Origin of the sequence: Nocardia vinacea NBRC 16497, from assembly GCF_000308835.1 — a bacterium.
Taxonomy (GTDB): Bacteria; Actinomycetota; Actinomycetes; order Mycobacteriales; family Mycobacteriaceae; genus Nocardia; species Nocardia vinacea.
Genome location: NZ_BAGN01000122.1, coordinates 71,442 through 94,416 on the forward strand (window position 1 = coordinate 71,442; position 22,975 = coordinate 94,416).

At 67.3% G+C, this 22,975-nt stretch carries 22 protein-coding genes; 10 read left to right on the forward strand and 12 right to left on the reverse strand.

Translation table 11 applies throughout. The features are described 5' to 3' along the window. Positions 1 to 4: 4 nt before the first annotated feature. The 3 genes from ON44_RS50265 to ON44_RS16965 all read right to left on the reverse strand — a co-directional run bounded on the left by ON44_RS50265 (position 5) and on the right by ON44_RS16965 (position 2,353). Complete coding sequence (locus ON44_RS50265) at positions 5 to 148, reverse strand: hypothetical protein (protein WP_157187192.1); 144 nt, start codon at positions 146 to 148, stop codon at positions 5 to 7. 161 nt (positions 149 to 309) lie between these two features. Further along, positions 310 to 1,347 carry a heme/hemin ABC transporter substrate-binding protein gene (locus ON44_RS16960; protein ID WP_051182116.1) on the reverse strand — a complete coding sequence of 346 codons (1,038 nt, stop codon included), beginning with the start codon at positions 1,345 to 1,347 and terminating at the stop codon, positions 310 to 312. A gap of 28 nt (positions 1,348 to 1,375) precedes the next feature. After that, positions 1,376 to 2,353, reverse strand: coding sequence for an aldo/keto reductase (locus ON44_RS16965; protein WP_040691101.1), 978 nt, complete (start codon positions 2,351 to 2,353; stop codon positions 1,376 to 1,378). A gap of 237 nt (positions 2,354 to 2,590) precedes the next feature. On the opposite strand from ON44_RS16965, the gene ON44_RS16970 reads away from it, so the two are divergent. The 4 genes from ON44_RS16970 (at position 2,591) to ON44_RS16985 (ending at position 5,734) form a co-directional block, all read left to right on the forward strand. Then, the gene (locus ON44_RS16970) at positions 2,591 to 3,520 is read left to right on the forward strand and encodes an undecaprenyl-diphosphate phosphatase (RefSeq protein WP_040691226.1); all 930 of its coding nucleotides are present in this window, start codon (positions 2,591 to 2,593) and stop codon (positions 3,518 to 3,520) included. 16 nt (positions 3,521 to 3,536) lie between these two features. Then, a complete protein-coding gene (locus ON44_RS16975) occupies positions 3,537 to 4,292 on the forward strand; it encodes a histidine phosphatase family protein (protein WP_040691103.1) in 756 nt (251 codons plus the stop codon). Positions 4,293 to 4,363: 71 nt separating this feature from the next. Next, positions 4,364 to 4,948, forward strand: a complete 585-nt coding sequence (locus tag ON44_RS16980) for a DUF3090 domain-containing protein (RefSeq protein ID WP_040691105.1) — start codon at positions 4,364 to 4,366, stop codon at positions 4,946 to 4,948. 3 nt (positions 4,949 to 4,951) lie between these two features. Beyond that, positions 4,952 to 5,734, forward strand: a complete 783-nt coding sequence (locus tag ON44_RS16985; RefSeq protein ID WP_040691107.1) for an SCO1664 family protein — start codon at positions 4,952 to 4,954, stop codon at positions 5,732 to 5,734. A 455-nt stretch (positions 5,735 to 6,189) separates the two neighbouring features. On the opposite strand, the gene ON44_RS16990 is transcribed toward ON44_RS16985, so the two are convergent. Next, positions 6,190 to 7,062 carry an LLM class flavin-dependent oxidoreductase gene (locus tag ON44_RS16990; protein WP_040691109.1) on the reverse strand — a complete coding sequence of 291 codons (873 nt, stop codon included), beginning with the start codon at positions 7,060 to 7,062 and terminating at the stop codon, positions 6,190 to 6,192. Positions 7,063 to 7,300: 238 nt separating this feature from the next. Here ON44_RS16990 and mshC point away from each other — a divergent pair, with 238 nt between their 5' ends. Together mshC and ON44_RS17000 are read left to right on the forward strand one after the other, a co-directional pair. After that, positions 7,301 to 8,539 carry a cysteine--1-D-myo-inosityl 2-amino-2-deoxy-alpha-D-glucopyranoside ligase gene (gene mshC / locus ON44_RS16995; RefSeq protein ID WP_040691110.1) on the forward strand — a complete coding sequence of 413 codons (1,239 nt, stop codon included), beginning with the start codon at positions 7,301 to 7,303 and terminating at the stop codon, positions 8,537 to 8,539. 191 nt (positions 8,540 to 8,730) lie between these two features. Then, positions 8,731 to 9,795 (forward strand): MBL fold metallo-hydrolase, encoded by a 1,065-nt coding sequence (locus tag ON44_RS17000; protein WP_245567197.1) that lies wholly within the window; start codon positions 8,731 to 8,733, stop codon positions 9,793 to 9,795. A 26-nt stretch (positions 9,796 to 9,821) separates the two neighbouring features. Here ON44_RS17000 and ON44_RS17005 read toward each other — a convergent pair whose 3' ends face one another. Next, positions 9,822 to 10,484, reverse strand: coding sequence for a TetR/AcrR family transcriptional regulator (locus tag ON44_RS17005; RefSeq protein ID WP_040691114.1), 663 nt, complete (start codon positions 10,482 to 10,484; stop codon positions 9,822 to 9,824). 90 nt (positions 10,485 to 10,574) lie between these two features. Here ON44_RS17005 and ON44_RS17010 point away from each other — a divergent pair, with 90 nt between their 5' ends. Together ON44_RS17010 and ON44_RS17015 are read left to right on the forward strand one after the other, a co-directional pair. Then, positions 10,575 to 12,023: a cytochrome P450 gene (locus tag ON44_RS17010; protein WP_083897938.1), complete on the forward strand. Its 1,449-nt coding sequence runs from the start codon at positions 10,575 to 10,577 to the stop codon at positions 12,021 to 12,023. Further along, positions 12,020 to 12,208: a ferredoxin gene (locus ON44_RS17015; protein ID WP_040691116.1), complete on the forward strand. Its 189-nt coding sequence runs from the start codon at positions 12,020 to 12,022 to the stop codon at positions 12,206 to 12,208. Before ON44_RS17010 ends, ON44_RS17015 begins: the two co-directional genes overlap by 4 nt. A gap of 62 nt (positions 12,209 to 12,270) precedes the next feature. Here ON44_RS17015 and fadD11 read toward each other — a convergent pair whose 3' ends face one another. The 3 genes from fadD11 to ON44_RS17030 form a co-directional block, all read right to left on the reverse strand. Then, on the reverse strand, positions 12,271 to 14,085 hold the full coding sequence (fadD11, locus tag ON44_RS17020) for a fatty acid--CoA ligase FadD11 (protein WP_040691118.1): 1,815 nt from the start codon (positions 14,083 to 14,085) through the stop codon (positions 12,271 to 12,273). Between the two features lie 318 nt (positions 14,086 to 14,403). Next, the gene (locus ON44_RS17025; RefSeq protein WP_051182117.1) at positions 14,404 to 15,558 is read right to left on the reverse strand and encodes a methyltransferase; all 1,155 of its coding nucleotides are present in this window, start codon (positions 15,556 to 15,558) and stop codon (positions 14,404 to 14,406) included. A 392-nt stretch (positions 15,559 to 15,950) separates the two neighbouring features. Then, the gene (locus ON44_RS17030; protein WP_051182118.1) at positions 15,951 to 17,120 is read right to left on the reverse strand and encodes a lipase family protein; all 1,170 of its coding nucleotides are present in this window, start codon (positions 17,118 to 17,120) and stop codon (positions 15,951 to 15,953) included. 178 nt (positions 17,121 to 17,298) lie between these two features. Between ON44_RS17030 and ON44_RS17035 the strand changes: the two genes are divergently transcribed. Then, positions 17,299 to 18,012, forward strand: coding sequence for a dienelactone hydrolase family protein (locus ON44_RS17035; protein ID WP_040691120.1), 714 nt, complete (start codon positions 17,299 to 17,301; stop codon positions 18,010 to 18,012). A 119-nt stretch (positions 18,013 to 18,131) separates the two neighbouring features. Here ON44_RS17035 and ON44_RS17040 read toward each other — a convergent pair whose 3' ends face one another. From ON44_RS17040 to ON44_RS17050, 3 genes are read right to left on the reverse strand one after another with little or no spacing between them, the layout of a single operon-like run. Then, on the reverse strand, positions 18,132 to 18,914 hold the full coding sequence (locus tag ON44_RS17040) for a crotonase/enoyl-CoA hydratase family protein (protein WP_040691122.1): 783 nt from the start codon (positions 18,912 to 18,914) through the stop codon (positions 18,132 to 18,134). 36 nt (positions 18,915 to 18,950) lie between these two features. Then, entirely contained in the window at positions 18,951 to 19,610 is a 660-nt protein-coding gene (locus ON44_RS17045; RefSeq protein ID WP_040691126.1) for an enoyl-CoA hydratase-related protein, read from the reverse strand. 20 nt (positions 19,611 to 19,630) lie between these two features. Continuing rightward, positions 19,631 to 20,245: a TetR/AcrR family transcriptional regulator gene (locus ON44_RS17050; RefSeq protein WP_040691129.1), complete on the reverse strand. Its 615-nt coding sequence runs from the start codon at positions 20,243 to 20,245 to the stop codon at positions 19,631 to 19,633. 213 nt (positions 20,246 to 20,458) lie between these two features. Here ON44_RS17050 and ON44_RS17055 point away from each other — a divergent pair, with 213 nt between their 5' ends. Next, complete coding sequence (locus ON44_RS17055; protein ID WP_040691131.1) at positions 20,459 to 21,016, forward strand: TetR/AcrR family transcriptional regulator; 558 nt, start codon at positions 20,459 to 20,461, stop codon at positions 21,014 to 21,016. Here ON44_RS17055 and ON44_RS17060 read toward each other — a convergent pair. Next, a complete protein-coding gene (locus ON44_RS17060) occupies positions 21,005 to 22,864 on the reverse strand; it encodes a Na+/H+ antiporter (protein WP_040691133.1) in 1,860 nt (619 codons plus the stop codon). The genes ON44_RS17055 and ON44_RS17060 overlap by 12 nt on opposite strands. Positions 22,865 to 22,975 lie beyond the last annotated feature (111 nt).

The window sequence follows — 22,975 nt, forward strand, 5'->3', positions numbered from 1 at the left end:
TCGTTCACACCCACACCTGCCCGATCGCCGCCGGCAGCGCGGCCACCGCTACTGCGAACACGATCGCGGTGACCGAGCGCACCCGCGACTTCGGCGCAATCGGATGCGGATCACGCTGCATCGCCGGGGCGGTTGTTCCCATGGTCATTTCGCTGACGCTCGCAGTCCCCGACGCTCGGCTCCGCTGTTCGCACAGTGCACTCGTGGTCCGCTCGCGCGTCACGGCACCGCTTCGATGTCCGGCTGCACATCCGCGAAGTGCCGTCTGCACTTGACCGACGTCCCGAGCACCGCACCGTGACGCGCCGCTCATGCGGGCTCGGTGCCGTACACGGCCGCACTGAGGGCAGCGATCACCCGGCCGGTGTTCGGGCCGAAACTCAACACCACCGAGTCGGCCATATCGACCACGCGCTTGTTGCGCCCGGCGGGTGTCTGCGCGATGCCGGGCACCTTTTCCAACCCGTCGACACCGCCGACCGACTTCAGCCCGTCCGACATCACCAGCAGCACATCAGGCGCGGCCGCGATCATGGCCTCACTGGTGATCGCGACGAACGGCTCGGTCAACCCGGACTCGGTGCCCGCATCGCGCGCGCCGAGTGCCGCGATGAGGGCATCGGCGCCGGAGCCGGGTCCGGCGAGCATGGTGATGGCGGTGCTGCGCAGGTAGAGGAACGCGATGGTGAGGGGTTTGTCCTGTTTGGGCACTGCGGCACTGGCGGCGGCGATTTCGCCGCGGGTGCGCTGGGCCAGGGCCTGGCCACGATCGGGTACACCGAGTGCGGCGGCCACCGCCTCGATCTGCGGCACCACCCCGTCCATGGTGCGCTGCGGATCGAAGTAGACGACCGTCACCCCGGCCGCGCGCAGCTGCTCGCGCACCTGCGGGGCGGCGCTGGTGCTGTCGGTGAGAAAGACCGAAGGACGCAGTGCCAGAACGGATTCCACGTTCAGCGAACCGCTGCCACCGGTCACGATCGGCAGATTCGCGACCGCGGGAAACCCCGCCGCGGTACTGCGCCCGACCAGTTTGGCGCCCATGCCCAACGCCCAGACCGTCTGCGCGAGTGTGCCGAATCGGTCGGCGGCGATGATGCGGCTGGCATCGGTGACCGTGACTTCGGCCCCGTCGAAGGATCGGACGGTCGCGGGCAGCGTGGGCGTGGGTTCGGGCCCGATCGGCACCGGATCGAGGTTCTCCAGTTTCGCGGTGACCGGCCCGCGGCCGCCGCTGCGGGTGGCATCGCTGTCGGTTCCGCAGGCCGAACCGACCAGCAGGGTCAATGCCAGCACGGCCAGGAGGGAACGCACCCCGCCGGATCGGACACGGTCGAGAAACCTCATGCAGGTAAGGCTAGCCTCCCTCATCGACTCACCCTGCCGCGCGTGCGCTGACATCGTCGAGCGCGGCCGCGATGGCACGCGGCAGTTCCAATGTCTCGGCGGCCAGCACCCCGGTGAGCTGCCCGATATCGCGCGCGCCGACGATCATGCTCGCGATGCCGGGCCGGTCGCGGATCCAGGCGAGGGCAACGGCCAACGGTGAGGTGGCCAGCCCGTCGGCGGCGGTCACCAGCGCCTCGACCACCCGGGTCGCGTGGTCGTCGAGCCGGTGCCGGATCTCGGCGGCGGTCGCCTCATCGGCACCGCGCGAATCGGCGGGCACCCCGTCGCGGTATTTGCCGGTGAGAATGCCTCCGGCCAGCGGCGCGGTGGCGATCAGCCCCACACCGTGATGTCGAGCAGCCGGAATGAAATCGGTTTCGGTGTCACGGACCAGCAATGAGTACGGGGTCTGCGCGACGGTGACGGGCGCGACCGCTGCGAGGCTGGCGACCTGCCAGGCATTGAACCCGCGCGCACCCGCGTAGCGGACGCGCCCGGAGCGCACCGCGTATTCGAGAGTGGCGGCGACCTCATCGAGCGGGGTCGCCGGATCCCACGCGGCGACATGCCAGATATCGAGATAGTCGGTACCCAGTTCGAGCAGCGTCCGATCGAGCTGGCGTAACAGCGCGCGACGCGAGGTGTCCACGGCCGGACGCACCGGCTCCGGCTCGGGCACGGTCGGCCCTGCGGGTGGGGGCGTGGTCCGCGGCGCGACACCCGCGCAGCCGCTGAGCACCAGATCGTCGCGGGAGACCAGATCGCCGAGCAGTTCGGCCAGAATCCGTTGTGCCGCACCGCCGGCGTAGGCGGGGGAGGTATCGACCAGTGTGCCGCCGGCCTCGGCGAACGCCACCAACTGCACCGCCGCATCGTCGGTGTCGGTATGCGCACCCCAGGTGTGGGTCGCAAGTCCTATCCGGGACACCCGTAGGCCGCTGCGGCCGACCGTCCGCTGTTCCATCACCGTGCCCGCGCAATCGTCACGGCGCCAAGCCTAGAGTGTGGATACGCAACTCGACGCCCACCAGCACCGTGGGTCGCGCCGTCGAGCCGGGCATGCCGCCGCCATCTCGACACTGTACTGTCGCTGCGTGATTGCGGCGGTGGTCACAGTGATGCGATCGATCGCCGGACCAATTGCCCAGTAGGAACACATTTTTCGGGCGGAAGTGGAGGCTGGTTCGTGGTCGGCGAGTCGATGACCTGGGTGCAGGCCTTGGTACTTGGTCTGGTGCAGGGTCTCACGGAGTTTCTGCCGATTTCTTCCTCCGCGCATCTGCGCATCGTGTCGGCGGTGTTCTTCGGCGATGACGCGGGCGCCTCGTTCACCGCCGTCACCCAGTTGGGCACCGAGGCCGCGGTGCTGGTGTTCTTCGCCAAGGACATCTGGCGGATCATCGTGGCGTGGTTCGCCGGCCTGCGCGATCGGCTGACCAAGCGTGACCGGCCGGAGCTGCCGCTGCACGACCAGCCCACCATGCGGCTCCCGGTCATCACCGCTGATCACAAGCGCGTCCTGGACGAGCAGGCGCAGCGTGAACTCGACTACCGCATCGGCTGGTATGTGATCATCGCGACGATCCCGATCGGTGTGCTCGGGTTTCTTTTCAAGGATCAGATCCGCACCGGCGCCCGCAATCTGTGGTTGGTGTCGTTCATGCTGGTCGCGTTCGCGCTGGTCATCGCGGCCGGTGAGTACTACGGGCGCAAGCTCCGCCCGATCGAGCAGCTGACCACCCGCGACGGTTTGATCATGGGCTTCGCGCAATGTCTGGCCCTGGTCCCGGGTGTGTCGCGTTCCGGTGCGACCGCGACGGCGGGTCTGTTCCTCGGGCTGGAGCGCGAAGCAGCCGTGCGGTTCTCGTTCCTGCTCGCCATTCCCGCTGTGACGGCGTCGGGACTGTTCAGCCTGCCCGACGCGTTCGAACCGGCGGGTGAAGGCCTCAATGCCAGCGGACCACAGCTGCTGGTCGCGACGATTCTGGCGTTCGTGGTCGGGTATGCCTCGGTGGCGTGGCTGTTGAAGTTCGTCGGCAAACATTCCCTGGACTGGTTCGTCGGCTACCGCATCGTGCTCGGGCTGACGGTCATGGGCCTGCTCGCGGGCGGAGTGGTATCGGCGACATGATCGTTAGGCTGGTGCAATGACGGTGATCCTGCTGCGGCACGGTGTTTCGACCTCGAACACCGCCCGCACCCTGGCCGGGCGTAGTGCGGGCGTCGATCTGACCGAGCACGGCGATACCCAGGCCCGCGCCGTCGCCGAACGGCTGGCCGCGCTGCCTATCGAGCACATCGTGCATTCGCCGCTGCTGCGCTGTCAGCGAACGGTCGCACCGCTCGCGGAAAAGCTCGGTCTGGAACCGGAGTACGACGATCGGTTGATCGAGGTCGACTACGGCGACTGGACCGGTAAGGCGATCGCGGATCTGCTGACCGAACCGCTGTGGAAGGTGGTGCAGCGGCACGCCTCGGGCGCGGTCTTCCCCGGCGGCGAAGGTCTGGCGCAGGTGCAGGTCCGTGCGGTGGCCGCGGTGCGCGAGCATGATCGACGGTTCGCCGAGAAGGCCGGTCACGACGTGCTGTGGGTGGCGTGCACGCACGGTGACGTGATCAAATCCGTGCTCGCGGACGCGCTCGGCGTGCATCTCGACGGTTTCCAGCGCATCGTGGTCGAACCCGCCTCGCTCAGCATCGTGCGCTACACCCCGACCGCGCCGTATGTGGTTCGGCTCAACGACACGGGGGCGGATCTGTCCGGTTTGGCAATCAAACCGCAACGGCCCGCCTCGGCTTCCGGGTCGCCCGCGGAGCCCGAAGCCGGTCCGGTTCCCGGTGGTGAGCTAGGTGGTACCCCGAGTGCGGATAATGGGAATGCGGAGCTTCGAGATTCCTTGTAAACGAGTAGGTGGCGTGTTGCGGAGTCCAGCGCCGCGGGTAGTCGATCAGGGTCACGTATCAGGAGGTGCAGATGTCTCGCGCAATCCACGTATTTCGCACCCCCGATCGTTTTGTCGCCGGGACCGTCGGTGAGCCGGGCGATCGCGCGTTCTACCTGCAGGCCGTGCAGGAACCACGGGTGGTCAGCGTGTTGCTGGAGAAGCAGCAGGTGAAGGTGCTCGCCGACCGGATGGGTCTGCTGCTCGACGAGGTCGCGCGCCGCTTCGGCGCCGAGGTGCCGCCGCAGGCCGAGGACATCTCCGACAGCGACCCGCTGGTGACCCCGATCGACGCCGAGTTCCGGGTCGGCACCATGGGCCTGGGCTGGGACGCCGATGCGGGCGCGGTGGTGGTGGAACTGCTGGCGATCACCGAAACCGAGGTCGACGAGTCGGTGGTGCTCGATGACACCGAAGAGGGCCCCGACGCGGTGCGGGTGTTCCTGACCCCGATCCAGGCGCGGGAGTTCGCGTTGCGCTCCACCCGGGTGATCGCGGCGGGCCGGCCGCCGTGTCCGCTGTGCGGGGAACCGCTTTCGTCGCGCGGGCATATGTGTGTGCGAACCAACGGATACAAGCGCGGGGATATTTTCGGCGCGGCCGAGCTAGAGGAGTAGTCCGTGGCCGAGCCTCGATGGCACACCGCGGAATTGACGGTGATCGGGCGGGTGACGACCGCGAGCAATGTCACCCTCGTCTGCGATACGGACGGCGTTCGCGTGGTCTACAAGCCGGTGCGCGGGGAACGGCCGCTGTGGGATTTCCCGGACGGCACCCTGGCCGGGCGTGAGGTGGCTTCGTATCGGGTGTCGGATGCGCTCGGCTGGGGTGTGATTCCGGAGACCATCCTGCGCGATGGCCCGTACGGGCCGGGCATGGTGCAGCGCTGGGTGGAGTCGGTGGACAACCACACCGATCAGGGCAACCGGCTCGATCTGGTCGATCTGGTGCCGTTGGGCGCGGTGCCGGCGGGGTTCTGCGAGGTACTGCGCGCCGAGGATGCGGCGGGTAACGAGGTGTCGCTGATCCATGCCGACGATCCGCGGTTGCAGCGGATGGCGGTGCTCGATGTGCTGCTCAACAATGCCGACCGCAAGGGCGGGCACGCGTTGGAAGGTGTCGACGGGCAGGTCTACGGCGTCGACCACGGCATCTGCCTGCACAGTGAGCACAAGTTGCGCACGGTGCTGTGGGGATGGGCGGGTAAACCCATCTGTGACGCGCTGATGGCCGATATCGCCGCCTTCGCGAAGACACTCCCCGGTGCGCTCGCCGATGCTCTGGCATCGCATATCACCGATGCCGAGATCGATGCGCTCGCCGACCGCGCGCAGGAGTTGCTGGACAATCCGGTGATGCCGATGCCGAGGACCTCGCGGCCGATTCCGTGGCCCGCGTTCTGAGTCGGGCCTGACGGGTCGGCTGCGATAGCCGACTGTGCAATGTTGCATCTAATGCAGAGGTGCACGGACTGCTCGATGCCGAACCGGTGTTCGAACGGCGAGATACGCGGCGCGGAGAATTCACCCAGCTCGGGCACTCGGCAACGGACTCGACATCCCACACCGGGACCGCACCTTCGTCGTCGAGTCGAACACCGCCGCCGACCCGGTCAATCGCTGATCGCACCCTATCCGCTGCAGCCGCTGCGGTGATCGGCCGAGACAAGCGGACGGCCGTCCCTGCGAGTTGGGCTGGGTCCTCAAGTCCAGGCATGCCGCCGATGGCCGTGTCCGGCTCGCGCGGCCGACCTTATGGGAGCTGGATGGTGCAGTACTGGACTTGCTTCCCGGTGTTGATCGCGGGGTGCACCGGCCGGGGCTTCGGGCGGCAGCAAGCCGATCTACTCGTATCTCGCTCAGCTCACCAGCGGGCGGACCTCGGTGCCGGCGAAGCGGACGAATTCGATCAGATCCGGATCGTCGTCGGTGGGTTCGAGGACGACGGTGTCGGCGCCCGCCTCGGTGTAGCGGCGGACGGCGGCGGCGATGGTTCGGGCGTCGCCGGCGACACCGGCTTCGGGCGGATGCTCGCTGGTGTTGCGTTGCTGGGCGGCTGTCAGGCGTTCGGCCGCGTCCGGGCCGGTGGCTGTGAGCAGGTTGACGATGACCCGATGTGGTTCGGTGCGTGCGGCTTTCACGCGGCCTTCCTCGATGCGTGCGCGAGCGGCGCGGACGCCGTCGAGGGTGGTTCGCGAGGTGAGGATGGTGGCGTCGGCGAGTTCGCCGGACAGGCGCAGTGTCTGTGGACCTGTCGCGGCGGCCGTGATCGGTGGGGGTGTGGTGGGCGGCCAGTCCAGGGCGACATTGTCGAGGCGTACGTATCGGCCTGCGGCACTGATCTTCTCACCGTTCAGCAGGCCGCGCAGCGCACTCAACTGTTCCCGCAGCAGCGTCATCGGCGATTCGACCCGTGCACCGATCTGTCCCATCCAGTCCTGCACACCGTGCCCGAAACCCGGAATAACCCGGCCCGGATGCAGCCGCAGCAGCGCCGCCACCTCCATGGCGGTGAGCGCGACATTCCGCAACGGCACGGGCATCACCCCGATCCCGACGCGTACTCGCTCCGTCCTCGCCAACACCGTTGCGGCAGTTGCGATCCCGCCGGCCCAGAAGCAGTCTTCCCACAACCACAGTTCTTCGAGACCGCTGTCCTCGGCTGCGGCCGCCACCGCGAGCAAACGTTCCGGGGAAACCTGGGGCATCGACACCGCACCGAGAACAGTCACCCGTCCAACCTAGCGCGATCCCACTCGGCCCCGGCTGAATTCGAGTGCTCGGCGCTCACAGCAAACTCAGCGACAGTGACCTGCGCCACTCGCGGCAATTCGATCCACCAGACGGCAACCATTGACATCCGGCTTTTGCGACATCGGAGCAGGTCAGATCCGGGGTGGTTGCCCTACAACCTACCGTTCGGAGCAGGGTGCGGCGCAATGGCCGTCACCACACCTCTACCCTCGAATCATGCAGTCCTGGTCCGATACCGCCCTACCGACTATTCCCGGAGCAGGGCCACCGTTGCGGTTGTACGACACCGCCGACCGGCAGGTTCGCCCGGTGACCCCGGGCCGTACGGCCACCATGTACGTCTGCGGGATCACCCCCTATGACGCCACCCATCTCGGGCATGCCGCCACCTACCTGACCTTCGACCTGGTCAACCGGCTGTGGCGCGATGCGGGCCACGAGGTGCACTATGTGCAGAACGTCACCGACGTCGACGACCCGCTGTTCGAGCGCGCCGCCCGCGACGGTGTGGACTGGCGCGATCTGGGCACCCGCGAGATCAATCTGTTCCGCGAGGACATGTCCGCCCTGCGCATCGTGCCGCCGCGCGACTACATCGGCGCCGTGGAGTCCGTCGACGAGGTCATCGAATTCGTGCAGAAGCTGCTGGCCTCGGGCGCGGCATACACGGTCGAGGATGCCGAATATCCGGACATCTACTTCCGCGCCGATGCCACCGAGCAGTTCGGCTACGAATCCGGCTACGACCGCGCAACCATGGAACGGCTGTTCGCCGAGCGCGGCGGCGATCCGGATCGCCCCGGTAAGCGCGACACCATCGACGCGCTGCTGTGGCGCGCCGCGCGTCCCGACGAGCCGTCGTGGCCGGCGCCGTTCGGTGCCGGGCGACCCGGTTGGCATATCGAGTGTGCGGCGATCGCGCTCAACCGTGTCGGCCCCGAATTCGATATCCAGGGCGGCGGCAGCGACCTGATCTACCCGCATCACGAATACTCCGCCGCACACGCCGAGGCATTGATCGCGGGCCGCCGCTTCGCCCGCCATTACGTGCACGCCGGTCTCATCGGCCTCGACGGCGAGAAGATGTCCAAATCGCGCGGCAATCTGGTGCTCGTCTCCAAACTGCGCGCCGCGGGCGTCGACCCCGCCGCGATCCGCCTGGGCCTGCTCGCCGGTCACTACCGCCGAGACCGCATGTGGACCGACACCGTCCTCGCCGACGCCACCACCCGCCTGGACCTGTGGCGCCGAGCCACCGCACTCACCTCCGGCCCCGCCGCCGAAGACACCGTCGCCCGCCTGCGCCAACACCTCGCCGACGACCTCGACACCCCGAAAGCCCTTGCCGCCGTGGACAACTGGGCCAACCAAGCCCTGAACTACGGAGGCCAGGACCCGACGGCCCCGGCATTGATCGCGACCGCCGTAGACGGCCTGCTCGGCGTGCAGCTGTAGCCCCGCGGCAATCTGCTGTCGTCTCGTGACCGCGTATTCGTGATCGGGCGTGTGGCGGCGAAGTGCTTGCGTGATGGGCAGTATCGGCTCGACGACAGCGCCGAGAGCACGTCGGGATCGGGGTGTGTGTTGTTCGGGGAGTTGATCCGTGGTGTTGTACATGGATGTGCGGCATTCATCCTCGGGGCTTGGTGGGGCGGTGGTCTGCGCTCGGTGATGTGATCGGCGCCGGGGCCGCGGGTCGGTTGCAGGCCTCGGCGGCACCTGCGGATCCGCGGACCGTGGCGGCGCGGGCGCGGTTCTTCGGGGCCGACGTCGTGGATCCGGATACGGGTGCGGTACGTGCGGATCGGGTGGTGTTGTCCTGGGTGGGGTGCACGACCTACGCGTTCGCTATGGCCGGGTCGGTGTTTCTGCTGGATGCGTGGGTGCCGCGACTGACGAGCACGGGTTATGTGCCCACGACGGCACAGGATCTGGCGGATCTGGCGCCGGAAGCGATATTCATCGGGCACGGGCATTTCGATCACGCCGCCGATGCGGGTCGGATCGCCGAAGCGTCCGGGGCGGTCGTCTATGGAACCGCCGATCACGGCGTGAATATCCGTGCGCAGGTGGCGGATCCGACATTCCGGACGGTCGCGCTCGGGGACGGGGCTTCGCTGCCGGGCGAGCGGCACGAGTTCACCGTGGGACCGGTCGAGGTCACCGCGGTCCGTCACGTGCACTCCGCGCCCACCGCTCGCGAACGTCCCGGTGGGTCCGCGCCGTTCTTCCCGCTACCGGATCTGCGCGCTCTGGTGCGGCATCCACCCACGCTGGCCGGTGTCCTGCAGAGTGTGCCGCGTCTCAAAGATCCGGAGGGCGGCACGCTGCTCTACCAGTTCCGCGTCCCCGGGTTCTCGCTGGTCTGGCACGATTCGGCGGGTCCGCTCACCGAGCGGGCCCCACAGGTGTTCGATGTCTTCGCCGACCTGCCACCCACCGACCTCCAGATCGGCGCGGTTCAGGGCTTCAACCAGATCACCAATGGTCTACGCGACCCCCGCCGCTACATCGAGGCCATCCGCCCCGAACTCTTCGTCCCCACCCACCACGACAACTGGCTCCCGGGCCTCACCGCCTCCGCCGCCACCTACGACATCCCACTGCGCGGCGAACTGGCCCGCATCCCCACCGGCCACCGCCCGGACCTGCGCCCCCTCCACGACCCGGTCGACTACATCAGCCCCCAGCGCCTGACGTTCCCGCTGTAACCGCAACTCCCACACGGCAACACCGTTCAGGGAGCTGGTCTGGGTGGGAGGCGGGCGGCCATGGTGGCCAGGTTGTCGGCGAAGGTGAGGACGAATTCGACGCAGAGGTCGATGAGTTCGTCGCGGGTGATGTCGATGCTGCCGTCGAGCCAGGCGAGGACCAGTTCGGCGGCGCCGCCGGTGATCATCAGCGAGACCGCGCGCACGAGGGTGTCGCTGCCCGGTGGCGGGTCGAGCAGGGCGCGTTCCTGATCGGCGACGACGTCGGCGATGGTGCGCATGGCGGCGGCGCGGCGGCGCATCAGGGTTTCGCTGCCGTGGGCCTCGGCGAAGGCGATGCGGGCGCGGCGCGGGTCGTCGATAACCGAGGTCACGATGGCGGTGACGGCCGCACGCATTTTGGCCGGAATGCCTTCGGGTGCCGCGGCGAGGGCCTCGAGCGAGCTGTGGATTGCGGTATCGATGATCTCGTCGTGCACGGCGGCGGCCAGGGCGTCGAGGTCCGGGAAGCTCTCGTAGAAGAAGCGCGGGCCGACTTTGGCCTGTTCGCAGACTCCACGCACCGTGGTCGTCGCCCAGCCCTGGGTGCCGATGATCTCCAGGGCCGCATCCATCAGGCGACGGCGGCGTTCCTCGCGCCGCTGCTCGGCGGAGGCGCCGCGGTAGATCCCGGTCGCTGCCCGTGTCACAGGCTCAGTATGCCGCAGGCAAATCAGGAAACAACCGTTTACGGAAACCATCGATTCCTGTATGGTGTGGATCACACGATTTTCGCAAGGATGCGAGAGGACACCATGATGTCGACGATGGGCCGACGGGCAAAGTACGCCGCATCCGCGCTGGCCGAGCGTTATCCGTCCCGGACCCGAGCCCTCGCCGAACCACCCGCCGGTAGCGAATTGCGGCCGATACTAGGCGATTACGGCTTACCGGTGATCGGGCACGCCCTCCCAGCCATGACGGACAACCTCGATTTCGCGCGGCGGCGCTTCGAGAAATACGGTTCCGTGCAGTGGTCCGGACTGCTCGGGCGGCAGGTCGTGATGGTGGTGAGCCCGGAGGCGATCGAGGAGGTGCTCGCGGACCGGGACAAGGTGTATTCCGCCAAGGGCGGCTACGACTTCTTCATCGGACCGTTCTTCCGTGGCGGCATCCTGCTGCGCGATTTCGACGAGCACCGCTACCACCGGCGCATTCTGCAGCAGGCCTTCACCCGGCCGCGACTGGTCGGCTATCTCGACATCACCACACCGGCGATCGCCCGCGGCATGGATGACTGGTTGCCCGCCAACGACTTCCAGCTGTTCCCGGCAACAAAACATCTGCTGCTGCGCATGGCATCGGAGGTGTTCATGGGTGCACGCCTCGGTCCCGAGGCGGCGCGGCTCGAACGCGCGTTCATCGATGCGGTGCGCGGCGGGCAGGCGCTGGTGCGCACCAATCTGCCCGGCGGTGTGTGGGCGAAGGGTTTGCGCGGGCGCAAGGTACTCGAGGACTACTGCCGCCGGGAAATGCCCGCCCGACGCGCGGGCACCGGTGACGACCTCTTCAGCGTGCTGTGCCACACCGCCAGCGATGAGGGCCATACCTTCACCGATCAGGACATCGTCGACCATCTGATCTTCGTGCTGATGGCCGCGCACGACACCAGTACCATCGCGCTGGCGATGATGGGCTATCAACTCGGTCTGCATCCGGAGTGGCAGGACCGGCTGCGCGCCGAATCGCAAGCGCTGGGTAAGGATTCGCTCGATTACGATGATCTCGACCGGCTGCCCGCCCTGGATCTGGTGTTCAAGGAGATCCTGCGGATGTACTCCCCGGTCGGTCAGCAGATCCGGGAGACGGTGCGCGACACCGCGATTCAGGGCCACTTCCTACCCGCGCGCACCCTTGTCGTCATCGGCTCGCATTCGGCGATGCGTATCGATCGCTGGTGGCACGACCCTGATGTCTTCGATCCGGAGCGTTTCACCGCCGAACGCCAAGAGGACAAGTCCCACCGCTACGTCTGGGCGCCCTTCGGCGGTGGCGCGCACAAGTGCATCGGTCTGTACTTCGGCGGCATGACCGTCAAGGCGATCATGCATCGCATGCTGTTGCACTACCGGTGGTCGGTGCCCGCCGGATATGTGCCGCCGATGGGCTGGGCGACCGGCCCCATCCCACTCGACGGGCTCCCGATCCAGCTGCAAGCCGCACGCGTGGAAACCCGGCGGCCCGCATGAGAATCACCGCCGACCGAACCCGCTGCCAGGGTCACGGCATGTGCGAAGCCCTACTCCCGCACATCTTCCAGGTCGACAACTCCGGCAAAGTCCGCATCCTCACCGACCCGATCCCCAGCCCCGAGCACCCCGACGCCCAACTCGCCATCGACACCTGCCCCGTCGAAGCCCTGCGCGCCGAGTGAGAATGTACTGGTGGCGGGGCGCTCTCGATATTTGCCGCCACCGTTATCCGGTGATCGCTGGGTCAGACCTCGGAGGGGATCGGGGTGGCTGGCTCGTGGGTGGAGGCCGATAGTGTCGGGGCGTAGAGCGTTTCGATTTCGGAGGCGTATTTGGCCGCGATGGGCTTGCGGCGCAGTTTCATGGTGAGGGTGATTTCGTCGCCACCGGGCTCCCAGAAGGTGGGCAGGATGGTGAACCGTTTGATCTGTTCCACTCTGGACAGTTTCGCGTTGCCTGCGGCGATGCCCTGGGCGATTTCGGCGATGACGCCCGGGTCGGCGGCCAAGGCGGGGGCGGAGGCGTCGGGCAGACCGCGTTGAGTCGCATAGGGTGTCGCGGATTCGGCGTCGAGCACGATCACGGCGGTGTTGTAGGGGCGGGCGTCGCCGATGGTGACAATCGAGCCGACCAGCGGGGTCGCGGCCTTGATGGTGTTCTCGATATTGGCCGGGGACATATTCTTTCCGGCCGCGTTGATGATGAGTTCCTTTTTGCGGTCGACCACGCGTAGGTAGCCGTCGGCGTCGCGGGTCAGGATATCGCCTGTGTGCAGCCAGCCGTCGGCGTCGATCGCATCGGCGGTCTTGCCCGGCTCCTTGCGGTAGCGCTTCATCACGAGCGGTCCGCGGACCAGGAATTCGCCGTCGTCGGCGATTTTGGCTTCCGAACCGGGCAGCATGCGTCCGACGGTGCCCAGGCGCGCCTCGGCGGGTGGGCTGGCGCTGGCCACACAGGTCAGTTCGGACATACCCCAGATCTCGGAGATGGGGACGCCGAGACCACAGAAGAAACCGAGGGTCTCCGGCGGGACCGGCGCGGCGCCCGACATCGCCCACTTGACCTGGTCCAGGCCGAGTTCGGCGCGCAGCTTCGACAGCACCGAGTCGTCGGCCTCGGCCCATTCAGCGGCCAGCTCCGCATCGACGGTTCCGCCCTCCAGTAGCACTGCGGCCTTGCGTGCGGCCACACCGAGCGCCCATTGCAGTGCAGCCCTCGTGGTTTCGTCGGGCTCATTGGCGACCGAGAACTCGACCGCAGCCTTGAACTTCTCCCACACCCGTGGCACCGCACCCCAAATCGTCGGGCGCGCATCCAATAGCGCCGCGGGCAGCTGGTTGCGGTCCGGCACGACGGTGATCTGAATGCCGTAGTACTCCTGCAGGTACAGCGCGGTGAACCGGTCGGCCATATGCGCGGTCGGCAGGTAGGAGGTCTGCCGGTCGCCGAATTCCACGGGGAGTACAGCGTTGAACGCGTGCGCCTCGGCGGTCAGATTGGCATGGGTGATCTCGACGCCCTTCGGATTTCCGGTGGTACCGGAGGTGTAGACCAGCGTCGCGATATCGTCCGGCCGCACCGAACGCCATGTCGCCTCGAAGTCGAAATCGTTGCGGCCCTTGGCCTTCAGCTCCGCGAGACTGATCGTTCCCGCGTGCTCGGCATCCATGCACACGATGGTCTCGATCTGTGCCCCGCAGGTGCGGACCCGCTCGACGTACTGTTCCTCGCAGATCACCACCCGATTGCCCGCGTTACCGAACACATATTTCAGCTGCTCCGGCGCGAGGGTGTTGTACACCGAGAACGAGGTCGCGCCGGTGTGCTGTGCGCCTACCTCGATCGGATAGAACTCGACCCGATTGGCCATCATCAGCGCGACCGTGTCCCCGCGCCCGATCCCGAGCGCATGCAATCCCGCCGCGATATGCCGGACCTGCTCGGCGTACTCCCGCCAGGTCAACGCGTGCCCGCCACCGATGGAGCGCACCGCGATCGCGTCGGGATCGATCGCCGCCACCCGCTGGAAGGCGGCACAGGAGGTATTCGGTTCGGTCATCGCACACCACAATCACTACGGCCACATTTTCTTCCCGACCGTAAGTTGCGACCCAACCCTCGCGTGCCGTTTTCACCCGATTTCGCCCGTGCCCCTCCGCTTTCCGCACTCGCGGTCACGGTGGGCGAAGGTTTGCGTCGCACCCGAGCCGCTTGGTCGGTGGCGCTCACCCATGCTGTCTCTGGCTGCGGCGATCATGGCAGATCCCACCGATCTTGCTCCCGAGTTCTGCAGGCGGTCGCGGGATCCGAGCGCGCCGAGGGTGGACCCCGGGACCGCCGCATCGCACCGGAGCCTTGCGCGGCGGCGCATCCGGGATCAGCCGGTGCCCTTGATGAATCTCGGGTGCCGGCACGGTATCCGGGTGGCCAAGCGCCACAGGGAGGTCACTTCCGCGGCTCGGGCTGCGTGCAACGGGTCTGTGGTGTCGCTGGGTCGGGAGTGGTGGGGGCGGGTGTCGATCCGGTCGATGATGTGCAGGCCTGCCGCGTCGATGGCGGTGAGGAGTTCGGTGCGGGTGCGCAGGCCGAGGCGTTCGGCCAGATCGGATAGGACCAGCCAGCCCTCGCCGCCGGGTTCGAGGTGAGTGGGCAGGTCGGTCAGGAAGGCGTGCAGCATGGAGCTGTCCGGGTCGTAGACGCCTTGTTCGATGGTGGAAGTCGGACGGACCGGGAGCCACGGCGGGTTGCAGACGATCAGGTGTGCGAGCCCGTCGGGGTACAGACCGGGACCTTGGACATCGATGCGGGTCGTGAGCCCGAGGCGGTCGATATTGTCGCGGGCGCAGTCGAGTGCGCGCGGATTGATATCGGTGGCGACGATGTGGTCGACGCCGCGGCGAGCCAGCACCGCCGCGAGCACGCCGGTTCCGGTTCCGAGGTCGAATGCGGTGCGGTGCTGGACCGGAAGCGGCGCCTCGGCAACCAGATCGACGTATTCGCCGCGCACGGGAGAGAACACCCCGTAGTGCGGGTGGATGCGCGCGCCGAGGGCCGGAACCAGGACACCGTTTTCGCGCCACTCGTGTGCCCCGATCGCTCCGAGTAGTTCGGTCAAGGCGATCACCATCGGCTCATGCGCGGATCCATATACCTCGGTGCACGCCTGTCGAACATCGGGGGCGCGGCGCAATGCCAGGGAGTGGTCCGGCTCCAATTGCACGATCAGCCTGCCCAACACCCGTGCCCGCTGCCCACGAGCCCGCCGATAGAGGTGGAAGGATTCGGCCGGTCCATCGCCCGCCGGTACGGGTTTGCGATCGATGCGGCGGCTCAGTGCTCGCAACAGCTGACGCGCGTTGTGGAAGTCGCCGCGCCACAGCAGCGCCGTCCCCTGGCAGGCCAGGCGGTAGGCGGTATCGGCACGCATGCGGTCATCGGCGACGGTGACTTGCGCGGGCGCTGCCGCCGCGCTTTCGGAATGCCACTGTGCGCTGTGGTCGGTATCTGCTTCGGTCCAGTGAATGGTCGACATGGGGTGCTCCTCGTGATCGGACGTGCGTTGGCACGGCGAGCACTTCGACGAGGAGCGGGAGAACGGCCTGATTCAGCCGAGGCTGTAAGGACGGACTAGCGGTTCCGCGTCGAAGCGCGAGCACCGAAGTCGCCGAGGACCATACCGAGCGTCATGAGCAGCCCCTTCCCTGAGTCGACACCTCAAGACTCGCACATGGGCAGCCGCCACCACGCGCCGGGTCCGAATGCGAGGTATCCCGCCGCAAGCCCCGATCGGTACCGGTGGTGGAAACCTCCATCACCGACCGACGAACAGGGTTGCTGTCGCATACCCAGTGACAACCTCGCACACTCATAGCTTGTGCGAGGCACTGAATGGTTGTGCGACAGCAACTCCGAGACGGCCGATGCTCAGGCGACGCCCATCCAGGTGTCGATCCGGTCGATTGCCCCGGGTGTGAACGCGCAGGTGATGTGGTCGCACGGCAGTAGAGTCAGTGACACGTCAACGCCGGCGCTTTTCCACTGTTGCTGGAGTGCTTGCGCGCCTGCGGCGGGAATCCATTCGTCGAAGAGGCCGTGCCACAGGTAGATCGGCATCGTCGGGGTCAGTCCGCCGGCCTTGGTTTCGCGGTAGATCCGCTGGACGACCTCGGTCGGGTACGGGTCGACTTTGGTCAGCGTGCGCACCGCCACCGGCGCGGCGCCGAGGAGGGCGGCGTTGGAGCAGAGGTTCTTGCTCTCCTGGGCGGTCCGCACCCCGACGTCGTTGAGCAGGTCGAAGGCTTCGGGCGTGGCTCGGGCCACCCCGAGCGCCGCCATCAGATACAGCGCCGCGGCGGGCGGTTTCCCGTCCATCGTTTTGCGCAGCAGGCTCAGGTCGGCGGGTGTGCCACCGGCGGCGGCGCCGAGGATCCGCAGTTCGGGGGCGTATGTGGGCTGCAGCTGTGCGGCCCATACGGTGGCGATCGCGCCGCCGCTGTAGCCGATCATCGTGGCGGGGCTGCCGGCCAGTCCGGCTGCCGGAAACTGTAGTGCGGCACGGATTCCGTCGAGCACTTCGCGAGCCTGGGTGGGTCCGTGTGCGTAGGCCATCTTGGGGCCTTGGTAGTCGGTCATCACGACCGCGTAACCGTGCCCGAGCAGTTGGCGGGTGATATCGGGCGCCTCGATGGAGACCGAGTGGGTCAGTTGGTAGGACGGATTGCATTGGAGCCCGACGCTGTCGATCGCGTAGTTATTGCTGACGACGCGCCCGTTCCATGTCTTCGGTTTCATGATCGTGGTGATCGCCGCGATCGAAGTGCCGTCGGTGGCAGTGGATTTGAACCACACCTGCCAGGCGGCGAAGTCGTTGGTGGCGGCCAGCGGCGGCAGAATCTGCACCGATCGCGACGACAGGATCGCACCGTTGGGCAGACCGTCGGTATTGAAATGCTGATCGAGGTAGGCGTCGCCGGTCGGGTCGGGATCGAATTTCGCGTAGTCACCGCTGTCGGCCGCGACCAGGGGCGAGGCCGCGAACATGGTGAGCGCCAGGGTGGTCGCGACGGAGAGGGCGCGCCACGGCAGCCGAAACATGAACAATTCGCCTTTCGCTCGAACAACGCGCTGACCGGGGACACCGCGTCGGCAGAGGTTAAACCAACCGGGGCCGCGGCACCGGGGATTTCACGATCAACTCGGAAATTCGCGTTGTGCGACAGGGCTCGCCACGCGATAGCTATGCACGTCTGGGACAGTGGCCTACATTGTTGGCATGAACACCATCGAGCTCGACGCACCGGACGGCGCTCTCGAGGCGATTCTGGCCCGCCCGACCGGGGACGGTCCGTGGCCCGGTGTCGTGGTACTCCACGACGGTGTCGGCTTCGGCCCGGATATCCGCGGCAATGCCGAAATGTTGGCCGACTACGGCTATCTCGCGATCGCCCCGAACCTGTTCGCCAATGGTCGGGTGCGCTGCATCCGCGCGGTGATGCGGTCGCTGATCTTCACCGGTGGCAGCCCCGCGATCCGGGAGATACTCGCCGCCCGCGACCGCCTGGTCGCCGATCCCGACTGCACCGGCAAGACCGCGGTCATCGGCTTCTGCATGGGCGGTGGCTTCGCGTTGCTCACCGCGCCAATGGGTTTCGACGCGGCCGCACCGTTCTATCCGGGCCTCTACGGCGACTACCGTGCCCAGCTCGAGGGCGCGTGTCCGGTGGTGGCCAGCTACGCCCAGCTCGATCCCTCACTCCTGGGCGCGGGCCGCAAGCTCGATCGTGCGCTCACCGATCTCGATGTCGAGCACGACATCAAGACCTATCCGGGCACCATGCACGGCTTCGCGAACGTCTTCGGCATCGACCCGGTCCTGCGGGTCGCCGGTCTGGGCTACGACGCCGAGGCCACCCGCGATGCCTGGCGCCGCATCTTCGCGTTCTTCGACAAGCACCTGACCGACGCTCCGGCCGGCGGATCCGAGTAGCGCGGGCGCCGGCCTCGGGACATGGCGCACCCCGGGGCCCACCACGACTCCCGCACTGCCGCATCCTTCGGCAGCGTATCCCTGCCGCCCGAGACGACTTCCGGCGAATACCTCCGCCATCATTCCCCGCGCCACCGCGGCGCACGCTTCTCCGTAAAAGCGCGCGGCCCTTCCAGCGCGTCCTTGCTCGCGAAGATCGGCCCCGCCTCCCGGAAACTCATCTCCCACATCGGCGCTTCCCAATCGGAGCCGAATTCGTTGCTGCGGTGCATGATTCGCTTGGACGCGCGCACCGACAGCGGCGCGTTGGCAGCGATCGTCTCGGCGAGCGCTATCGCGGTGGGCAGCACCTGATCGGCCGGGACGACCCGGTTGACCAACCCCGAGTGCGCGGCCGCCGCGGCGTCGATGGGTGCTCCGGTCAGCACCATCTCGTGGGCGATCTTGGGTGGGATCTGACGCGGCAGCCGCAGCACACCGCCCGCGGCGGCGAACAGCCCACGGGTGACCTCGGGCAGTCCGAGTTCGGCTTCGGCGCTCATCACCGCGAGATCGCAGGCCAATACGATCTCGGTGCCGCCGCCGAGGGCGAATCCGTTGACCGCGGCGATGAGCGGTTTGTCGATGAAATGCTGGACCAGCCCGGCGAATCCGTACTCCGGATGCTGCGGGTCGTGAATTCCGTTACCGCGAGCCAGTTCCTTGAGGTCCGCGCCCGCGCAGAATGCGCGACCGGCCCCGGTGATCACCCCGGCCCGCAGGTCCCGATCGGCCGCCAACTCCTCGAGTGCCGCACCGACGGCGATCGAGAGCGCGGAGTTCACCGCGTTCATCGCCTCGGGCCGGTTCAGCGTGATGATCGCGATATGGCCCTGGCGTTGCAGGATGGCGGCCTCGGTCATGTCGGGCTCCTCGGTTGATGTGTGCCGAACTACCTGCTACGAGCCGGATTCGGTCAGCGCGGCGACGACCGGACCGAACATGGTGTTCTTGATCGCGCCCAGTGTCGCGGGATCCTTACCGCCGAGCGGGGCGAGCATCGCGAGCGCGGCGGTGGCGACCGCGCCTTCGCCGGCGGTGGCGTCGACGATATCCAGGTCCGAGGCATCGATGCCGCCGAAGCGGCGACCGGTGGTCATCGAGGCCATGGCGGCCTTGGGTGTCAGTTTGGACTGGATCAGCGCGGCCATGCCCACGGTGAACGGAATGCGGATATCGACCTCGGGCAGACAGAAGAAGCCGCGGTCGGCGCGCATCACCCGATAGTCGTGGGCGAGGGCGAGCATGGCGCCGGCGCCGAAGGCGTGCCCTGGCAGTGCGGCGGCGGTGGGAATGGGCAGGGTGAGCACGCGGGCGAACAGTGCCTGCACCCGGCCGATGTACCACTGGGTGCGGTCCCCGTTGGCGACCAGCCAGTCCAGGTCGAGGCCGTTGGAGTAGAACTTGCCGCTCGCGGTGGTCACCAGACCGTGTGCCTCCTCGGCGAGTGCGGTGTCGAGGTGGGCGTTGACCGCGTCGAGAAAGTCTGGGGTGAAACGGTTTTCGTCGTCGCCGAGGTCGAGGACGGCGATCTTTTCGTGGTAGCTCAGTGTGCTCATGTTGTTCCTTGCTCCAGGTGTTATTCGGGTGGGCCGACCGCGAGTACCGCGCGCACGGCGGCGCGAAGGTGTTCGCGGGCAATGGGTTTGGTGATCCGGTCGCGGCGCAGCAGGATGCCGGTCGGCAGATCGACGACGCAGGTGGTGATCACGTCGACGGCGGCGGCGTCGCCGCGGCCCCACAGGGCACGTGAGAGCCGGATGAGCAGTCGCACCAGCGCGTCATCGGTTCCGGCGAGTTCGGCGACGACCTGTTCGGGCAGTTCGTCGCCGAGCAACTCGTCACGTGAGACGGTCAGCAGCAGTTTCGAGGAGTCCGGGTATCGCCGCGCGAACTCCACCGGCGTCTCGGCGGCGGCCACGACCGCCTCGAGCGCGTGTGAGGTGTCGTCGTTCGCGGCCAGATGTGCCTCGACCGACTCGGTCTGCATCCGCAGAAATCGCCCAGCCGCCCGTATCCAGCTGCGCCCGAGCAGTTCCGCGCGCGAGCCGAAGGTGTGATAGATCGCGCCGTTGGACACGCCGGTGGCCGCCGCGACGGCCCGGATGGTGACCGCTGCCGGACCCGAACGCACCGCCAGCGACTCCGCGGCATCGAGCACGGTGTCGGGGTCATGGGTTCGTGGGCGCGGCATGCCACGACTATAACAGAGCAGTTGCTCTGTTATGAATCGGCAGCACCCGGCGAACCCTCTTCCGCTATGCCACTGCATGTTTCGCCCGGTCACGGGTACTTTCGTGGCGCGGCGACGCCGATGCATGGACTTCGTTGCGTTTCAGCGCGACGGACATACGATGAGGTACTGTCCGGTCCACCCTGCCCGCACGAACAGAAACGGCGCCTGCGTATGTCACGAGTGGTCACCAAGGAGCAGTACTTCGACACCGCTCTGGAGGTCTTGGCCGAACTCGGCTTCAAGGGCCTCAATATCGGCGTGCTGTGCCGGCGCCTCGGTGTCACCAGCGGCTCGTTCTACCACCATTTCGGCAGCTGGCAGGGCTTCGTGGACGCGCTGCTCGAGCATTGGGAGAACCGCCAGGTCATCATCCTGCGCACACTGAACTTCAACCAGGGCAATCCCGACGACGACATCCGCGCCATGTCCGACCTCGCCGCAGGCCTGCACCACGCCGCCGAGGCCGCGATCCGCGCCTGGGCCGCCAACGACGAATCGGTGAATCTGGCACTCAAGCGGGTCGACGAATCGCGCCGCCGCACCGTGCACAAGGCGATCAAAGGCGTTGTGGGCAATGAGGAGACCACCGCGGTGGTCACCGCGCTCGGCATGTCGATGCTGATCGGCTACCAGCAGATCGCCGCGAGCGGGGAGGACATTTCACTGGACCAGCTGCTGGCCCAGTACGCGCGGTTGATCTACTCCCACGCCCGCCGCTCAGCCGAGTAGCTCGTCCACATAGCACCACCGCCACGCCTCACCGGGCTCCACACTGCGCATCACCGGATGCCCGGTGCTGCCATAGTGTTTGGTCGCGTGATTGCCCACCGAGGAGTCGCAGCAGGCAATGTGCCCGCAGGACAGGCACATTCGCAGATGCACCCAGGTGTATCCCTCGGCGATGCATTCCTTGCACTCGTCGGGTTCGGTGGGCTCACGCACCAACGGCGCGGACTCCAGATGCGCGCAGCTGTCGGTCGCTGCCGGGGCGGCGAGCGGTTCGATGTGTTCCTCTTCGGTTTCGTCGAAGCGGTCGATCATCGATTCCTCGAGATCGAGCTGCGACAGCACGTACTGCAGGATCTCGTAGTCCGCGCCGCCCGAATCCCGCACGCGCAGTACCGTTTCCCGTTCCGCGCGCAGCATTTCCAGCCGCAGTCGCCGATATTCGGCGGTCGGTGTCGCCAGTTCCGATTCCGAGCGGCCCAGGCGTTCCCAGGCCGCGTTGGTCTTCCAGGTGACCCGATCGCGCAGTTGTTCGACGACACCCGGCGGCGTATCAGGGGTGATGTGCTTGTCCAGTTCGGCGAGTCCGGCCGCGGTCGCCTGCTGCAGCAGATTCGCCTTCTGCAGTGCGTTTTCCGCGCGACTCGGGCCGCGCACATGCAGCCGCCGCACCAGCCACGGCAGCGAAGTCCCTTGCAGCAGTAGTGTTCCCGCGACCACGATGAGCGCGAGCAGTTTGAGCACCGGTAATTGCGGGGTGTCGGCGGGCAGCAGCAGCACCGCCGCCAGCGTGACCACACCGCGCATGCCCGCCCACGACACGACCACCGGATGACTCAGTGGCACATCGGCATTCGACAATCCGAGCTTGCGTGAGAGCAACGCGACCGGGAACACCCACAGCGGCCGCGACAGCATGGCCGCCAACATGACCGCCACCGCCGCCACGATGAGGGTTCCGTGGTCGAGGTCGCTGTTCCACGCGCCCTCGATGATCGCGCGCATCTGCAGCCCGATCATCAGGAAGACGACGCTCTCGAGAATGAATTGGATGGTGCGCCAATTGGTGCGTTCGGCGATCCGGGAGGCGGCGCTCTGCCACACCGGCGCACCGTGACCCAGGACCATGCCGCAGGTCACCACCGCGATCACACCGGAGGCTTTGATCCCCTCGGCGGGCAGATAGGCGACGAACGGCGCCAGGAACGACAGCGTGGTATCCAGCACCGGATCGGTGATCCGCCGCCGCAGCATCGCCAGCAGATAGGCGACGACGATGCCCACCGCCGCACCACCGCCGGCGGCGAGCAGGAAGTCACCACCGGCCTTCCACACCGACACCGTGCCCGCGGCCGCCGCGATCGCGGTGCGTACTGTCACCAATGCGGTCGCGTCGTTGAACATCGATTCGTCTTCGAGGATGGTGACGATCCGGCGTGGCATGCCGATGCGCCGCGCGATCCCGGTCGCGGCCACCGCATCTGTCGGCGCGACCACCGCGCCCAGGGCCACCGCCACCGCGAACGGCACCGGCAGCAGCCACCACACCACCGCCGCGACCGCGAACGTGCTGAACAGCACCAGGCCCACCGACAGCAGCGCGATGGTGCGCGCATTGGCCCGGAAGTCGACCAGCGAGGTGCGAATCGCCGAGGTGTAGAGCAGCGGCGGCAGGAAACCCAGCAGGACGACTTCGGGATCCGGGTGGACCTCGGGAACGTGCGGCAAATACGAGGCGACCACCCCGGCCAGCGTCAATACCAGCGGTTCGGATATGCCGAACCGTCGAGCGAGCGCCGCGAGCGACGCCGCCGACGCGACTAGAACAACCAGGCCGATCGCGACATGCACTATGGCATTCTCGCAGAGCAAACACCCGGCTCGAAAAGACCATGCGGTACGTGACACGGACAGTGTGGTTCGCTTCCCCCGAATGGCTGTGGCGGTAGCGTTCGCGCGCAA

What these genes read in the sequence shown, in the direction of transcription:
- ON44_RS16960 (WP_051182116.1), bottom strand. Translation starts at nt 1,347, where the DNA reads ATGAGGTTTCTCGACCGTGTCCGATCCGGCGGGGTGCGTTCCCTCCTG.
- mshC (WP_040691110.1), top strand. Translation starts at nt 7,301, where the DNA reads ATGCAGTCCTGGTCCGATACCGCCCTACCGACTATTCCCGGAGCAGGG.
- ON44_RS17010 (WP_083897938.1), top strand. Translation starts at nt 10,575, where the DNA reads ATGCGAGAGGACACCATGATGTCGACGATGGGCCGACGGGCAAAGTAC.
- ON44_RS17055 (WP_040691131.1), top strand. Translation starts at nt 20,459, where the DNA reads ATGTCACGAGTGGTCACCAAGGAGCAGTACTTCGACACCGCTCTGGAG.
- ON44_RS16980 (WP_040691105.1), top strand. Translation starts at nt 4,364, where the DNA reads ATGTCTCGCGCAATCCACGTATTTCGCACCCCCGATCGTTTTGTCGCC.
- ON44_RS16970 (WP_040691226.1), top strand. Translation starts at nt 2,591, where the DNA reads ATGACCTGGGTGCAGGCCTTGGTACTTGGTCTGGTGCAGGGTCTCACG.
- ON44_RS16975 (WP_040691103.1), top strand. Translation starts at nt 3,537, where the DNA reads ATGACGGTGATCCTGCTGCGGCACGGTGTTTCGACCTCGAACACCGCC.
- ON44_RS17025 (WP_051182117.1), bottom strand. Translation starts at nt 15,558, where the DNA reads ATGTCGACCATTCACTGGACCGAAGCAGATACCGACCACAGCGCACAG.
- ON44_RS17050 (WP_040691129.1), bottom strand. Translation starts at nt 20,245, where the DNA reads ATGCCGCGCCCACGAACCCATGACCCCGACACCGTGCTCGATGCCGCG.
- ON44_RS17015 (WP_040691116.1), top strand. Translation starts at nt 12,020, where the DNA reads ATGAGAATCACCGCCGACCGAACCCGCTGCCAGGGTCACGGCATGTGC.
- ON44_RS17040 (WP_040691122.1), bottom strand. Translation starts at nt 18,914, where the DNA reads ATGACCGAGGCCGCCATCCTGCAACGCCAGGGCCATATCGCGATCATC.
- ON44_RS16965 (WP_040691101.1), bottom strand. Translation starts at nt 2,353, where the DNA reads ATGGAACAGCGGACGGTCGGCCGCAGCGGCCTACGGGTGTCCCGGATA.
- ON44_RS17030 (WP_051182118.1), bottom strand. Translation starts at nt 17,120, where the DNA reads ATGTTTCGGCTGCCGTGGCGCGCCCTCTCCGTCGCGACCACCCTGGCG.
- fadD11 (WP_040691118.1), bottom strand. Translation starts at nt 14,085, where the DNA reads ATGACCGAACCGAATACCTCCTGTGCCGCCTTCCAGCGGGTGGCGGCG.
- ON44_RS17035 (WP_040691120.1), top strand. Translation starts at nt 17,299, where the DNA reads ATGAACACCATCGAGCTCGACGCACCGGACGGCGCTCTCGAGGCGATT.
- ON44_RS50265 (WP_157187192.1), bottom strand. Translation starts at nt 148, where the DNA reads ATGACCATGGGAACAACCGCCCCGGCGATGCAGCGTGATCCGCATCCG.
- ON44_RS17045 (WP_040691126.1), bottom strand. Translation starts at nt 19,610, where the DNA reads ATGAGCACACTGAGCTACCACGAAAAGATCGCCGTCCTCGACCTCGGC.